The sequence below is a fragment of the Microbulbifer variabilis genome (assembly GCF_052468405.1).
Genome location: NZ_CP174343.1, coordinates 1,393,751 through 1,407,995 on the forward strand (window position 1 = coordinate 1,393,751; position 14,245 = coordinate 1,407,995).

General features: G+C 46.3%; 11 protein-coding genes. 5 read left to right on the plus strand and 6 right to left on the minus strand.

Going from position 1 to position 14,245, the window contains the following annotated elements; all coding sequences use genetic code 11:
- Positions 1-42 precede the first annotated feature (42 nt).
- The 4 genes from ACJJJB_RS06575 (at position 43) to ACJJJB_RS06590 (ending at position 3,312) form a co-directional block, all read left to right on the plus strand.
- Complete coding sequence (locus tag ACJJJB_RS06575; RefSeq protein ID WP_020415135.1) at positions 43-918, plus strand: patatin-like phospholipase family protein; 876 nt, start codon at positions 43-45, stop codon at positions 916-918.
- A gap of 2 nt (positions 919-920) precedes the next feature.
- On the plus strand, positions 921-1,793 hold the full coding sequence (locus ACJJJB_RS06580; protein ID WP_445365934.1) for a patatin-like phospholipase family protein: 873 nt from the start codon (positions 921-923) through the stop codon (positions 1,791-1,793).
- 225 nt (positions 1,794-2,018) lie between these two features.
- On the plus strand, positions 2,019-2,894 hold the full coding sequence (locus tag ACJJJB_RS06585) for a patatin-like phospholipase family protein (protein ID WP_282950800.1): 876 nt from the start codon (positions 2,019-2,021) through the stop codon (positions 2,892-2,894).
- Complete coding sequence (locus ACJJJB_RS06590) at positions 2,878-3,312, plus strand: nuclear transport factor 2 family protein (protein WP_282950799.1); 435 nt, start codon at positions 2,878-2,880, stop codon at positions 3,310-3,312. Before ACJJJB_RS06585 ends, ACJJJB_RS06590 begins: the two co-directional genes overlap by 17 nt.
- Before the next feature lie 78 nt (positions 3,313-3,390).
- Here ACJJJB_RS06590 and ACJJJB_RS06595 read toward each other — a convergent pair whose 3' ends face one another.
- From ACJJJB_RS06595 to ACJJJB_RS06605, 3 genes are all read right to left on the minus strand, one after another.
- A complete protein-coding gene (locus tag ACJJJB_RS06595; protein WP_445365935.1) occupies positions 3,391-4,401 on the minus strand; it encodes an endo alpha-1,4 polygalactosaminidase in 1,011 nt (336 codons plus the stop codon).
- 213 nt (positions 4,402-4,614) lie between these two features.
- Positions 4,615-7,179 carry an ATP-dependent helicase HrpB gene (hrpB, locus tag ACJJJB_RS06600; RefSeq protein ID WP_444945165.1) on the minus strand — a complete coding sequence of 855 codons (2,565 nt, stop codon included), beginning with the start codon at positions 7,177-7,179 and terminating at the stop codon, positions 4,615-4,617.
- A gap of 101 nt (positions 7,180-7,280) precedes the next feature.
- Positions 7,281-8,852: an MFS transporter gene (locus tag ACJJJB_RS06605; RefSeq protein ID WP_444945164.1), complete on the minus strand. Its 1,572-nt coding sequence runs from the start codon at positions 8,850-8,852 to the stop codon at positions 7,281-7,283.
- Positions 8,853-9,210: 358 nt separating this feature from the next.
- Here ACJJJB_RS06605 and ACJJJB_RS06610 point away from each other — a divergent pair, with 358 nt between their 5' ends.
- Entirely contained in the window at positions 9,211-9,672 is a 462-nt protein-coding gene (locus ACJJJB_RS06610) for a cupin domain-containing protein (protein WP_444945163.1), read from the plus strand.
- 140 nt (positions 9,673-9,812) lie between these two features.
- Here ACJJJB_RS06610 and pcp read toward each other — a convergent pair whose 3' ends face one another.
- The 3 genes from pcp to ACJJJB_RS06625 all read right to left on the minus strand — a co-directional run bounded on the left by pcp (position 9,813) and on the right by ACJJJB_RS06625 (position 12,867).
- Complete coding sequence (gene pcp / locus ACJJJB_RS06615; protein ID WP_444945162.1) at positions 9,813-10,481, minus strand: pyroglutamyl-peptidase I; 669 nt, start codon at positions 10,479-10,481, stop codon at positions 9,813-9,815.
- A gap of 106 nt (positions 10,482-10,587) precedes the next feature.
- Positions 10,588-11,007 (minus strand): ester cyclase, encoded by a 420-nt coding sequence (locus tag ACJJJB_RS06620; RefSeq protein ID WP_020415144.1) that lies wholly within the window; start codon positions 11,005-11,007, stop codon positions 10,588-10,590.
- 1,395 nt (positions 11,008-12,402) lie between these two features.
- A complete protein-coding gene (locus ACJJJB_RS06625) occupies positions 12,403-12,867 on the minus strand; it encodes a hypothetical protein (protein ID WP_020415145.1) in 465 nt (154 codons plus the stop codon).
- Positions 12,868-14,245: the final 1,378 nt, after the last annotated feature.

Consider the following 14,245-nt stretch of genomic DNA (forward strand, 5'->3'; position numbering starts at 1 on the left):
TAGAGGCTTAGGAAGAGCCGTAAAGTTTAAAGGACGTACTCCATGTTTGATCAAGTGGTTTTTGCCGGTGGCGGTGGTCGTTGCATCTGGCAGATTGGCTTTTGGGAGTCGATCGTTGATGAAGTCCAGTTATCACCGAGAGTGGTGAGTGCAGTATCAGCAGGGGGACTTGTTGCCGGGCTGCTACTGATCAACCGTGGGCAGGATGCGGTGCAATACGTTCGCTCTGTATTCAGTGACAATCGTAAAAACGCTTACTGGAAAAATTTATTTCGTGATGAAGCGGTATTTCCCCAATACGCTATCTGTCGCAATGGGATTCGAGAGCTGTTTGATAATGGCCTGGAAGACTTGAGAACGGTAGCGGAATTGCGTCTCGCAGTTACCCGTCCACCGGCGTGGATGGTTGGTCCATTGGCACTGACCTTTGGCGCCGTAATTTATTACACAGATAAAGGTTTCCCGCGCAGCCTGCATTCCACTTCCGCCACGCGCCTGGGATTTAGGCAGACGTTTTATCGCGCCCAGGATTGCTCTGATATGGATGAGTTTGAGCACTTGATTCTCAGCTCATCCTGTACCCCTCCGTTTACGCCGCGTCTGCAGTTGAATGGGGCTGAAATACTGGATGGTGGCGTAGTGGACAATGTGCCAGTTGCCGGATTGGATGCGGGGCAGGGCAGGGTTCTGATACTCCTGACAAATAGATTTCCAGGTTATCCAGACAGCTTTACCCAACGCCAGGGTGTGCAGCTGTGGACCTATGTGCAACCTTCCAGGGTTTTACCGATCAAGGTCTGGGACTTCACCAACCCTGAGGCCGTTACCGCGACTCTGAATATTGGACGCGCCGATGGTAGGGCGTTGCTGACTCAGCTCAAATCGATTGCCCCTGAAACGAGAGTGCAGGCTTTGTAAGCGTGTTCAACCAGGTAGTCTTTGGTGGGGGTGGCGGACGCTGCTGTTGGCAGGTTGGTTTTTGGCAGGCTATCGAGGATGAGATTAACCTGGCACCACAAGTAGTCAGTGCAGTATCTGCCGGCGCACTTATGGCTAGCTTGGTATTAATGGGGCGTGGTCAGGAAGCGGAAGATTACTTCCTATCTGTAACCCAACAGAATCAGAGGAATGTGTACTGGAGTAACCTGCTGCGTAAGCCACCAGTTTTTCCCCATTATGAGATATACCGGCGTGGTGTCCGCGAGCTATTTGACGGAGGTTTCGACAAGTTATGCGCTGCTACCGACTTAAGGGTGGCAGTGACGTTACGGCCTCGCTGGATGCCCCCAGTCTGTGCCCTGGCGGCGGGCGGCACCCTCTACTACATCAACAAATACCTGCTGCGCAGCTTGCACCCCAAGCTGCCATCCAGGCTTGGCTTTCGACAGGTGTTCTACCGGGTGAGGGACTGTGCGAATGAGGCAGAACTTGAACACCTCATTCTCAGTTCCTCGTGTACTCCGCCGATTACCCCAAGGCTACGGATGGATGGTGCGCAAGTGCTGGACGGGGGCGTGGTGGACAATGCTCCAATTGATGGCTTGGAAGCTTATAAAGGGTTGGTGCTGATACTACCGACCCGCCGCTACCCACGTTTGCCCCACTGGTTCAGCCGGCGTGTCCAAGGGCAAACATGGGTTTATGTGCAGCCCTCTCGCCGGCTTCCCATTAAGTCCTGGGATTTCACCAACCCTGAGGCATTGACAGAAATATTTGAGATTGGCCGGGTCGATGGCAGGGCATTTCTTGCCGAAATAGTGGCCAAGGGGGGGCGATTTGGATTTGGCAATTAATGGACTTGCCACAGGAATACCATTGTCATTTATGCCCAGCATGATTGAGCGTATTGGGCAGGCCCATTGGTTGCGCTAAGCTGCTGATTCTATTAGCTTATGCAATTAGTTGCATATGGGTATGTGTGGCGGTTGCCTGCTGTAGTTACTCGATTATTGCAGGCAGGCTAAAAGGAATATGGGCTTGGAGTTGATCAAAAGCCCAGTGCAGAAGGTAAAGGATTTATGTTTGATCAGGTGGTTTTTGCTGGCGGTGGCGGGCGCTGTACATGGCAGATTGGTTTCTGGGAGTCAGTTGCCGGTGAAATAGGTCTTGTCCCGAAGACTGTGACTGCGGTGTCCGCCGGAGGCCTTATGGCGAGCCTAATCTTGATGGGGCGCACAGAAGAAGCCCGGGAGCACTTCTGGTCGGCATTTGCTGCCAATGATAAGAATGCTTATTGGGGCAACTTATTTAAAAAGGAATCAGTATTTCCCCAGTATGGAATCTATCGCAATGCCATGTGGGAGCTATTCCGCGAGGGCATGAGCACACTTAAAACTACAGCGGAGCTACGTATTGCAGTAACCCATCCGCCACGGTTGCTCTCAGGGGGAATGGCATTGGGTGTTGGAGCCCTGGCTTACTATGCCGACAAGCACTTGTTGCGGAGCTTGCACCCTAAGGTTGCTCTGGGGCTTGGGTTTAAGCAGGGATTTTATAAGGCGCAGGACTGCACAAGTGTGGAAGAGCTGGCGGAGTTGATCCTTTGTTCCTCTTGTACACCGCCTTTTACTCCACAAATGCGATTGCGCGGTGCGACGGTGCTTGATGGCGGAGTGGTAGACAATATACCGGTAGCGGGACTGGATCAGGAAGAGGGTCGAGTATTGATTCTGCTGAGTCGCCGTTATTCCCGTTACCCGGACAGATTTACCCGGCGACAGGGAGATCAACTGTGGACCTACGTGCAGCCCTCACAACCACCTTTTATCAGAGTTTGGGATTACACGAATCCCGAGCTGGCGCAAAAGACTTACGAGCTCGGCTTTGCCGATGGCCGGGATTTTTTACACAAGCACAAGCTTGAACGGGAGATAGTTGATGAACAATTCCAATAATTCGATAACGGAGTCAATCGCCTTGTGGCATGAGATGGTAGAAGCGCGAGACTTCACCAGGCTCCCTACTATTGTTGCAGATGATGCGATTTTTCGCTCTCCGGCTTTCTTCAAGCCCTACCACAGCTCAGCGGCGGTTTGCCTTATTCTCAATACTGTGATGCAAGTGTTTGAGAGCTTTGAATACGACCGCAGCTTTACCACTGAGTCCGGCCGTGACCTGGCCCTGGAATTCAAGGCTTCTATTGGTGAAAAAAGCCTCAAAGGCTTGGATATCATTCGCTTTGATGAGAGCGGTAAGATTGTAGAGTTTGAGGTGATGATTCGCCCACTCAACGCCCTGCAAAAGCTGGCGGAGGAGATGTCAGGGCGCCTTTCCCAATATGTGACACAGTACAAAGATAGCCAGCTGGCTTAATACTCGTCCTTATGGCACAAGCACCTGGCAATCAATCTGGGCTCTGTGCCCAGTTGCCTGCCAGGAGTGAGCGATGATTTAATTTCCTTCCTCGGTATCCAGGGAGTCGAAATAATCATATACGTCGATACCATCCATATAGGCGCCGTCGAAACCTGCATCCACAATTTTGTAAATATAGGAGTCATTGTTACCGTAAATGATATTCTGCCAGCCCTCCTTCCAGTACTCTACATAGTAGTTTCCTGATTCCCCTGGTACTTCTTCCAGTAGCCAGCTGGGTGGGTTGGTGGGCCATGAGGGGTCCCAGTAATAACGGCTATCCTGGGCTTCACCAATATTTATATAGGCAATTAGCAGCCTGCGCCCCCCATTATTTTTAACCTTGAGCTGCTCAATTTGCTCTTCAGTGTATTCTTCGCCATTAAAGAAAAAGTCGATAATTAGCAGGTCGTAATCGGTTTCGGATAACTTGTCGACAAATTCCTGGCGTGTGGAAGAGATCCGTGGATTGGTGATATTAAGGAAATTTTTGACATTCTCCAGCTCATCAATGTTGTTACTGTTTACATTGAAGGGCTCTTCAGGGTAGGGCGGAATATCGTCCAGGTCCGTATCGTCAGCGACGAAGGAGACGTAGCCGGCTTCTTCATTCTCTTGATTGGATTCGTCAATATTGCGCTCGGTATAGGCGAAATCGGTCACAAGGATTTCGCGGCCTTTATCCTTGGCTAAGTTGAGATAGTCCTGCAAGCGAGCGCTTTCGGTGCTGCTGGTGGGTTGGTCTACATCACCATTTTGCCCAAAGAAGACCGCTTCCTGGGCGATGCCATCGGTAGAGTTTACATAGGCGTTATCTACTGGGCCATTGGTCTTGGTATTGGTGTTGATCAGTTCAATACCATTTTGCGGGACAATAATAAAGTCGTCCCGGTTAATACCCTTGGCATAGTCACTAATATCCTCTACCAGATATCGCATCTCTTGATCGTAATCCACGTAGACAGGGATTACGAAGTCGGGAAGGTCGTCAAAGCTACAACCGAGAAGAAGAAATGGGCTAAGAAGGAAGGGAAGCGTCCGGTGCAAAATTCATCTCCGAAGACGTTTATTAGTGAGGTAAGGTTGTCTTGCTAATTTTTACCTATTGGCAGGGAAATGAAGACTAAGTTCCATTGAGTTTAACATTTTCCACTGACCAATCACATGCAGGCACAGATTGACAATGGGCGACTCTGCTGCTGTGTGGAAGTGCTGGATCTAAAATCCTAGCTGATCAAGCCTGAATATTGGCTTAATGGCTCACTGCGCATCCATTCTTTTCTTGGTTTTGCTAGTTGCTATTGCTGTGAGGGGATCGTCTGGCCAATAGTGCTTTTGGTACTTGATACGTAACTCTTTCTTTACCTCTTGATAGGTGTTGGCCCAGAAGTTGGCGAGATCGCGGGTTATTTGGACCGGACGTTTTGCCGGTGACAGCAGGTGGATCATCAAGGGGAATCGGCCGTCCAAAATAGCAGGCGTTTGTGCCATGCCAAATAATTCCTGCAAGCGCACAGCCAATACCGGGGGTGATCCTTCATAGTTGATTTGAATGCGCGACCCGCTGGGCACCGTGAAATGGCTGGGTGCCAATTCTTCCAGCCGCTTTTGGTGTGGCCAGGTTAGTTGACCGAGTAAAATGGTAAACAGGTTCAGTTGTTTGAGTTGCTCTAACTTATTAAAGCCCTGGAGATGGGGTAGTAACCAGTCTTCAAGGTGAGCTAAAAGCGCTGCATCGCTCCAGTCGGGTAGGGGAGTGTCGCTCAGAAGATCTGGCCCCAGCTCACACTGGCGTAGAAACTCCACCCGACTGCGTAACTGAGAAGCATCTTTGCCCCAAGGAAGTAGTGCCAAGCCTTTCTTTCTAATGGCACCCAGAAGAGCGCAACTCAGCAAGCCTTCGGGAACATCCCTGGCCGCTTGTTGCTTTAGTACCAAGCTTCCTAAAGTGATACGAGTCACTGCCTCCGCACGTCCGGAAGACTCATTCCAGTCAACACTTGTCTGCTGTTTTATCAGATCGTCAAAGCAACCTCTAAGAGAGGTTTCCGAAATAGGTGCGGCCAACTGGATTCGGGCATCACGTCCTTTCCCATCGAGTTCCGCAATTACAAGATAATCGCAAAGGGCCAGTGCATCATCATGAGTGAAATGTGCCCCCCTGCCATTGGCGAGCAGGAAGCGCCTACTGCCATCTCGGCGGCTTATGGCGATTCTATCTGGATAGGAGAGCCCCAGGAGGACGCCAGCATGGTCGACACTATCAATTGATAGTGTGCTCACCGGTTGGTTGGACGTGAGTTTATCCAGCTGAGTGCGCCAGGCCCGTGACTGCTGCCGAATTCTCTGGATAGACCCTTGATCCACTTCTCGACCTTTGGACCGTTCCTGTAGGACCTCAATGCGCTTGCTTATATCCCTGTCCCAGCGGGCCTCACCGCGGAAGATATCCCGTTCGGATAGAAGAGCTGCCATCAGGCAGGCCTGCTGTTGCAATCCCCATTTAAAACTGTGGATCATCATATGGGCAAGACGGGGATGGCAGCCGAGGGATAGCAGGGTGCTGCCGTGGCGAGTAATGCGCAGTTTACTGTCGAGTGCTCCCAACTGCTGGAGTAACTCTTGAGCCTGTGCCATAGGTCCAGGAGGAGGGGGGGCCAGCCATAGGAGCTCTTCAGCATCAGTAACTCCCCACTGGGCCAGCTCCAAAGCAACTGGAGCCAAATCACTGCGAAGTATCTCTGGAGTATTCTTCGTACTCAGGGCGTTCTGACGCTCTTTGCTCCATAAGCGCAGGCAGTGACCTGCACTGAGTCGGCCGGCACGACCACTACGTTGAATAGCCGATGCCTGAGATATACGGCTGGTGATCAAGCGATTCATCCCGGTGTTGGGGTCAAAGCGCGATTCACGCATTAATCCCGAATCCACCACGCTATGAACCCCCTCGATTGTCAGGCTTGTCTCGGCAACATTAGTGGCCAATACAATTTTACGCATGCCGGGTTTTGCTGGTGCAATGGCTTGATCTTGTTGCTCCCTGGTCAGGTCGCCATATAGCGGAACTATTATGATATCGCTGAACTTGTGGGGTTCCTCAGCGAAGCGCTCTCCCAGCGTTGCTTCGATCTGTCGTATTTCCCCCACACCGGGCAGGAACGCTAGCAGGCTGCCAGTATCATTACTGATGCATTCCAGAATTTTGCGGGTCATCAGCTGGGGAAGTTGACGTTCATCTTCCAGTTCTTCACGCCTATCGAGGTATTCAACACTGACGGGGTAGCTTCTTCCCTCACTGGCCACCACTGGTGCCTGACCCAGAATTTCAGCGACAGCATCGGTCTCTAGGGTTGCGGACATTACGAGCAACTTAAGGTCTTCCCGCAGATACTCCTGGGATTGTAGGCACAGTGCCAGTGACAGATCCGCTTGTAAGCTTCGCTCGTGAAACTCATCAAAGATCACCAAGGCAGTTTTGCTTAGCTCAGGATCAGATTGCAGAAGACGGGTAAGAATGCCTTCGGTAACCACCAGAATACGGGTTCGCCCGCTGGTTCTGCGCTCCCCCCGTACCTGGTATCCCACTGTTTCACCGGCCTTTTCACCAAGCTGGGAAGCCATTCGGGCAGCTGCTGTGCGTGCAGCGAGTCTGCGGGGCTCCAACATGATGATGTTCTTACCCCTCAGCCAGACACTATCCAGTAGAGCCAAAGGGACAACAGTAGTTTTACCTGCACCTGGTGGCGCTTGCAGCACCACATTGCTGTGTGTTTCCAGTGCTTCAAGTAACTCTGGTAGGACGGAATGTATAGGTAACTCTGGCATAGCAGAGAATTATAGTGGATTCAGGATTAAGAAGGTATGGGGTTTCTTCGCTTGTGCAAAGGGCTAGTTTTCTACGATAGAGTGTTAATTGCTGCTGAAGGCTACAAATAGGGTTCATCTTTATACAGAAATTGGGTTGTATTTTTAAAAAGTAAGCTTGCAAGGATTCCGATAAGGGATAGGCAAAGAAAAGCAATCATTACCGCGTGAAACCCGGAATGAAAAGATGTTTGACCCCATTCCAACACTTGAGAGTGTACCGAAGGATCAGGAAAGAGCTTTGTTATTTTTTTCAGAGGTTGTGCACCCGTTATAAAAGGAAGTATTTCCAGAGTACTTACTTTGTGCTCATTGGAGAGAGCTTCTTTTGAGATTTTCGAGAAAGTTCTAACACTTGCAGCGCTTAGTATTGCTCCTGTAAATGCTATTCCTGCAGCATACCAAAGGTATGTATTAGAGATGAACAATCCGTAGGCTGCACCCTTCTCTTTTTTTGGTGCGCATTGAACCGCTGCAAGGTTAGTTGAAGAATACATTATTCCGGTAGTAACCCCCATAAAAACCATTCCGATTATTAAGTAATACCAGGATAGTTTGTCGGGCATCAAAGTAAGTGATAGGACACCAGTTAAGCAGGTAAATTGTGCGATAACAATAGGGGGGATAGGGTTGAATCTATTGTTAAATATCCCTGTTAAGATTGAAGAGAAGCATAAGAAAATTGTCATTGTCAAAATAATAAGTCCGACTTTGGCGGCGTCGTACCCAAGTATGTTTTCCAGGTATAAAGGTAAAATAAACAAGAAAGATCCAAATATCATTTGGAAGCATGCTCGAGTTATAAGTAACCCCAGGAATAGCTTGTTGTGTAGCAGTTTTAAGTTGATCAATGGTTGAGGAATAGTTCGCTGCCAAAGAAGTACAGAAGTTAGAATTCCTATAGATGTTACGATGGGTAGAATAAATTGAAGACTTCTGATTCCTGTGTGAGGCACGATATTGAGTGAAAATAATATCAAAAGATACGCAATCAGAATTAGAAACCCCGACTGATAGTGGACATTGACCTCCTTATTTTGAGTGCCTCTTATTGCAAATAAATGAATAATGATAAGGCACAATAAGCAAACAGGAATGTTTATTAAGAAAGCCCATCGCCAACCCAGATGGGTAACAATAAATCCACCTAAAATAGGGCCTATTGATTGAGCGGCAGCGGTGAATATTACCAGTAGTCCTACGACTAAACCCCGTTCAGATTTGGGGAAATGGCTTTCAGCTAGAACAAAGATCATACCGAAGGAGGCCGCCATGCCTGATCCCTGTATGAATCTTCCTATTATTATGGTTCCTAGGTTTGGGGCTGCACTTGCAATCAATGATCCGACGAGGAAAATGGTTATGCCAAGCATGAGCGTAATTTTATGCCCAAATCGATCTCCAAATTTTCCAGTGGTGATAATTAATCCCCCCATGGCTATTAGATAGATATTGTTGATCCATTGCAGTTGATATATTTTTGCAGAGAAATTACGCCCTATTGTAGGGATGGCGAGGTTGATCACGGTGACATCGATATTAACGATCATTAGAGCCAGACCGAGGCCTCCCAGCACCCACCATCGATGTGGATATGGAGCGTTTTTTGAGGGATGTTCCTTTTCGTTGCTCATGTTGTCCGATCAACCATATTTATTGAAAGTTTTTTTGGGAAGGTCTTCGTTGAATAGAAGAAGTAAGATAAGTAGCTCAATAAAGGTCTAGATACTATTATGCCTTCTATATAAGTTAGTGATTTAATCTATTGTCTAAAGGTGGAGATACACAAGATTTAGGTATAGAGAGCCAAAATATAGTATTGCTGTAGTGCAAAGTTATCAGCTAGTGCTTAAGTTATCTATAGTGATACGTGACAGTTATCAATGCTATATACGCTAGTCTATTTTTCCTCTTGCCAACTTGAGAGTGTGGTATATAGGGGAAAAAAGCCCCTATCATTAAGTTGGATCAGGACTCTTAATGGAAAAGGATATGGGGCTAAATATACGACGCGTAGTGACAGGACACGATAGTGCCGGCAAGCCTGTCGTGGTTCTGGATGATAGGGGTGAACATACTGCCAGTTGGCGTCCTCATATGGAGCAGCAACAGTTCTGGACAACAGCCGATCTGCCCGTTGAGATTGACACGGCAAATAGCGATAAAGGGGCTCGTAGGGCTGGTACTACTATTGCGGGTGGCTCCATCTTTAAAGTGGTTGAATTTGGCCCAGGTGTAACGCCTCGTATTCATCGTACAGATAGTATTGACTATGCTGTAGTCCTCTCTGGGGAGATTGACATGGCTCTGGGAGAGGATAGAGAAGTTCATCTGGTTGCTGGAGATACATTGATACAGCGCGCGACCATCCATAATTGGATTAATCGAGGGACTGAGCCTTGCCGTATTGCGTTTGTTTTAATCAGTGCTAATGGGAACTCGGCAATTGGTTAATATGAATTATTTGGTTGGGCTGTAAATCTCGAATTCCATAAAATGTTTACAGGCCGATATTGTACGTCTGTAAATGTACTGGAAGGTAAAGAGGCTAATTTACCGGCGTAACCTGTGATGAATAGTTGATATAATGGACTCTATATCTGGAACCTGGATGGAATAGGCTCATTGATATCATTAGGGTGAATGAGCGCTGCTTCTATCCCCGCATGTACGCCGAGTGCGGCTGTCTCCCTGGACATACTTGGAGTGCCAAGATTTTCAGGTAATGCCGCCACGTGAGGTAATTGTGGGAGGTGAATCCAACCGGCACGTATATCTAGCTGATTTATGGCAATATAATGTAGTACACCGTACATTAAATGGTTACAACAAAAGGTGGCTGCGGTATCTGAGATATCTGCGGGAACGCCCACGCCACGCATAGCCTTAACCATGGCCCTTAAAGGTAGGGTGCTGCGGTAGGCCACGGGACCGTCGGGTATGGTTGGCTCACCCTGCATTTCTACACCGCGGTTATCCTTTAGGTTATATCGGGTAGAATCATTAAAATTTTGTGCGATTCGTTCCACTGTTATTTCTGCACGACCGCCATACTCACCCAGCATCACCACTAACTGAGGTTGTAACTCTTTTATTGCAACAGTAACAACCTCAATACTTTCAAAAAAATTATTGGGCACTAAGATTCCAGAAATTTCAGCTTCCCCTACATAGGTTCCATCTAAAACACGCATGACTGATTCTGCTGGATTTATGGGGGTGTGCCCAAAAGCTTCGAAGCCGGAAACAATGATTTTTTTCATATTTGGTGGTTCCGCTGAAATTTTCTCTCGGGCAATTGGTTGCTGACAAAGATAAAATTTATAGGCTTAAATTTACATTGGGAATTGTTTGCCCAGACCACGAAATTTAGTCTGTGAGGCCCAGTTGTTCCAGGAAGGAATACTTATCCCAGTCAACCCAACTTTCCACCATTTTGTCTTTTTCGTATAGATCAGTGTGAATACCAGTCCAGGTGGTGGTTTTTCCTGTCGGTTCGTACTGCATAAATTTACCAGTATGCTTTGCCGTCATTCGCCAACGTGTGCAAACATAGTCGCCCTCGGCCACTTGAAGTAGGATTTCCATCTTTACATCTGAAAATCCTTTATGGAATTCGGTGACAAGTTCCTGCCATTCTTTAAGTGACTTGCATGAGGTTGCACTTCCTGCATCAGGCATCTGGTGGTTCTTGTAGTTGGGCGAGAGATAGCTAGTGGCTTTATGAGGTGTGTTATCTCCCCACTGCTGGAGAAGACTCTTTGACGTTTCTTTATGATTGGCAGTCATATAATCCTCGGATGATTTGTTAGTCGGTACTGTGCCATGGCAGAAATCCAAGCATAGTGTAGGGCGTGACATTTTATAGAAAGTAGTAGCGCACTATGCCTTTCATTAAGAGGTTTTTGTGACAACTCAGGATGAGGCGTTCAACTGTTACTTAAGGTCTCTAATTTTGTTCAACAATTTTTGATATTTGGTGGAAGGCATAGTAATTCTTGTGCCATTAGATATGAAATTTGATTAATACCATGGATTTAAGTTGTGCCAATCATTGATATGTTTGTCAAAGACTGGAATGATTAAATTGGATCTTTAAGCTGCTAAGTGGATATATTTTTTAATTCTTGTAAAAGCTATCGAAATCATGATGTGTGGTTGATTTCTCCATAACCCTCTATATAAAGACTACATAAAGCCTGGGTGAGAGACGAATTTATTGGGGTTGTTATTTGAATCAATCCCTGGGAAAAATTCCTTGTAAAAATTTCCATAGTACGCCCAGCTTGCGTGAAGTAGCCTTCCTTTTGCTGATATACACCAAATAATGGCCGGCTCGCTTGTATCCATTGTGGCAGGATTTCAACTAGAAGACATCGATGTGATGTCATTGTTTTCCAGGTAATCGCATAAGCTAGCGATGCCTGATTCGGCCAGGGTAGCTTGGTATAGGGGGAAATAGTTATTGGCTATGTAATAGTGGGCATATTGATTGTTATTTCCTGATTATTGCTCGATAAATTCCAATGAGCAGGGCTTTTATCAAAGCTAAAGGCAAGCAAAACCGTTTAGTTCTTTCGGACTCCGGGATATACCCGATTGATGTATATTTTCTAGTGATGCAACTAAGCGCCGGTGATGCTTACCCAACTTTTGTGCATATAGAGAAGAGTTAACGGATGTTGCTTTGATGCGTATTGCCAGGTTAAAGCCTTCTCCAATGATATCTCTTAACTGGTTATCGAGAAACAGCTCCAATCGATTAAGGGGGTGAGCTATAAGTTTTGGAAACTGTGGAGCGTGCCAAAATTGTCCGAGTGTTGTAGGTGCCCTTAAGGGAATAAGCCCAGCTGGTCCACTGTCACGATTGGCGATACGATCTTCAATTTCTTGGAAATCAGTCAATAGTTGACTAAGGCTAGATTCGAAAATTTACCGGATTTGGAGATAGTACTGTAGAGGTACGGGAGACAGCACGGGCTTCTTACTATAACTGGATAGCTCTAGAGGCTGAATACTGATAGTCGTTGGCACTAGTGATAAAACATGAAATCTATTAACGACACTGCCATAGTCCATCGATTATTAATCCTGCAGGAACAAAGATACCCTAGTTAGAAAGTAAAATAAGAAAGGGGCCCGAGGGCCCCTTAAGGGTCTGTTCTTTGTGCGTATAGCACTTTGCTAATAGCGCAGATTGCTAATGCACTGGTTATATTCGCGGATATACACTTTACCACCGATACGAGGATTGGCATTTGCTTTGTCCGCTGCCGCGTTCATACAACCTTCTACTTGATCGCGAGTCAGGCCATAGTAACGAGGCGTAGAGTCGCGCCAATAGTAGCTAGGCTGAGAACCACGCCAGTAGTAGCGAGGCTGAGAACCACGCCAGTAGTAGCGAGGCTGGGAACCGCGCCAATACATATTTCTAGGTTGCTCATATTGACGGATACGAGTCGGAGGTTGTACTGGGTAAAAATAACGACCCTGTTCATTAAAGGCATAGAAAGTATTGCCGCTTTGATAGTAAGTTTTACCAAGTATTTGCACCGGTGATGCGCCTGCTGGCAGCTGTGCCAGACGCTCTTGCGCATAACTGAAACCGGCAAGAGAGAGTAGTAATATCATTGAAAGTACATAACGCATAACGTTTTCTCCTTCTCCCAACTTGGCAACAAGTCTACTCGAACATGTGTGCAGTCCCAACGTGCTGTTTGAGAAGTTTCATTTTTTTGTAGATTTTTTTTGTTATTTCAGGCAAAGCTTTTTTGAGTTCCCTTGTGCTGTTTATTTCGATAACTGGCAGCAGCCTCAAATAATATTCCAGACCATGAATCGACTATAGAACTTAAGTCTCGATTTATGTCAGTTTGTACGGTTGACCATGACTTTATACGTAATGCTTTTGCTTTAAAATGGGGCTAAATTGAATGATATTTGCGATGACTGGTTCGTCATGTTATTTATAAATATTTTGGAGCCATTCCGGATACCTTGATAGAGAGTAAGTGCCAAAAATGCGTAAAGCTAGGGGATTAAGAGGCCTTTTAATTCGAGTAGATGTGGTTGGGGCTGCAGTTCCAAGCTTTGGGTTGCATTGGCTAGGATGGATCCTTCACTGAATGAGCCTAGTAGAAGGCTCTTTTGTTGCAGGCTCATCAGGTGATTTTTTTAGTTGATATGAAATTATCTCGATGCGTTATTTTTTCAAAAATGATAAGCGCCTAGCCTGACAGCGTGTAAAATGATTTTTTGCTCGAAAAGCTGTGTTCATGATTGCAAGACCAGATAGCACAATTTTTTTAGATCTAAGAAGTTTTCAGTGAACTATAAATATGTATAGAAGGAGGGGATAAAACTAATTTCAATAGCATTGATGTTTGTGACTCCTTGGGTTTCTCAATCGATATGGCTCTATTTCTGCTGATTTCTACAGGGTGATAGTAATCTAGCCGAGTTGGAATTGCTTTTTTGTATTGGCGCCCCTTGTAAGTTCTTTTCATTGTGTTTTGTATAAACGCTGGAATCCAATTGAATTATAGGTTACCCGTCAGTTTCTAAGTTCTTTGGTCTGACATTGATTGTCATAAAGTTTGGTACATATTATCTATGTTGGTGGGGGTAACTTTGTTATTAATTGTTGTCTTATTTGGCAGGCTAGGCGTGCAGCTGATGGCTTTTGCTGTTCACAAAAAATGGCTTAATTCTTACGTAGGATTGGAGTTTATACGGTAATATTATTGGGGCTTTGTGTCCTGTCTATGGTGGAAATTCTTCTCAGCTCTGATCTTTTTTTCTTTGGGGTGGCTGATTTCTGATTTTGTTTGGCTGTGTTGATGGGGCCTGTCTGATTGACAATTTTAACTGTAGTGATGTCATTATTCTTGATGGCTTCCACTATCAGATTACATGAATTGGTAGGTCACTTACCAATGCTGGTAGCTGGTTTTTTAGTGATTTTTTGTGTAAGAGGAAAATCAAAGTTAATTGAATTTATGAAGTTATTTGCTTCGAGCCTGTTAAC

What these genes read in the sequence shown, in the direction of transcription:
- ACJJJB_RS06575 (WP_020415135.1), top strand. Translation starts at nt 43, where the DNA reads ATGTTTGATCAAGTGGTTTTTGCCGGTGGCGGTGGTCGTTGCATCTGG.
- ACJJJB_RS06585 (WP_282950800.1), top strand. Translation starts at nt 2,019, where the DNA reads ATGTTTGATCAGGTGGTTTTTGCTGGCGGTGGCGGGCGCTGTACATGG.
- ACJJJB_RS06590 (WP_282950799.1), top strand. Translation starts at nt 2,878, where the DNA reads ATGAACAATTCCAATAATTCGATAACGGAGTCAATCGCCTTGTGGCAT.
- hrpB (WP_444945165.1), bottom strand. Translation starts at nt 7,179, where the DNA reads ATGCCAGAGTTACCTATACATTCCGTCCTACCAGAGTTACTTGAAGCA.
- ACJJJB_RS06605 (WP_444945164.1), bottom strand. Translation starts at nt 8,852, where the DNA reads ATGAGCAACGAAAAGGAACATCCCTCAAAAAACGCTCCATATCCACAT.
- ACJJJB_RS06610 (WP_444945163.1), top strand. Translation starts at nt 9,211, where the DNA reads ATGGGGCTAAATATACGACGCGTAGTGACAGGACACGATAGTGCCGGC.
- pcp (WP_444945162.1), bottom strand. Translation starts at nt 10,481, where the DNA reads ATGAAAAAAATCATTGTTTCCGGCTTCGAAGCTTTTGGGCACACCCCC.
- ACJJJB_RS06620 (WP_020415144.1), bottom strand. Translation starts at nt 11,007, where the DNA reads ATGACTGCCAATCATAAAGAAACGTCAAAGAGTCTTCTCCAGCAGTGG.
- ACJJJB_RS06625 (WP_020415145.1), bottom strand. Translation starts at nt 12,867, where the DNA reads ATGCGTTATGTACTTTCAATGATATTACTACTCTCTCTTGCCGGTTTC.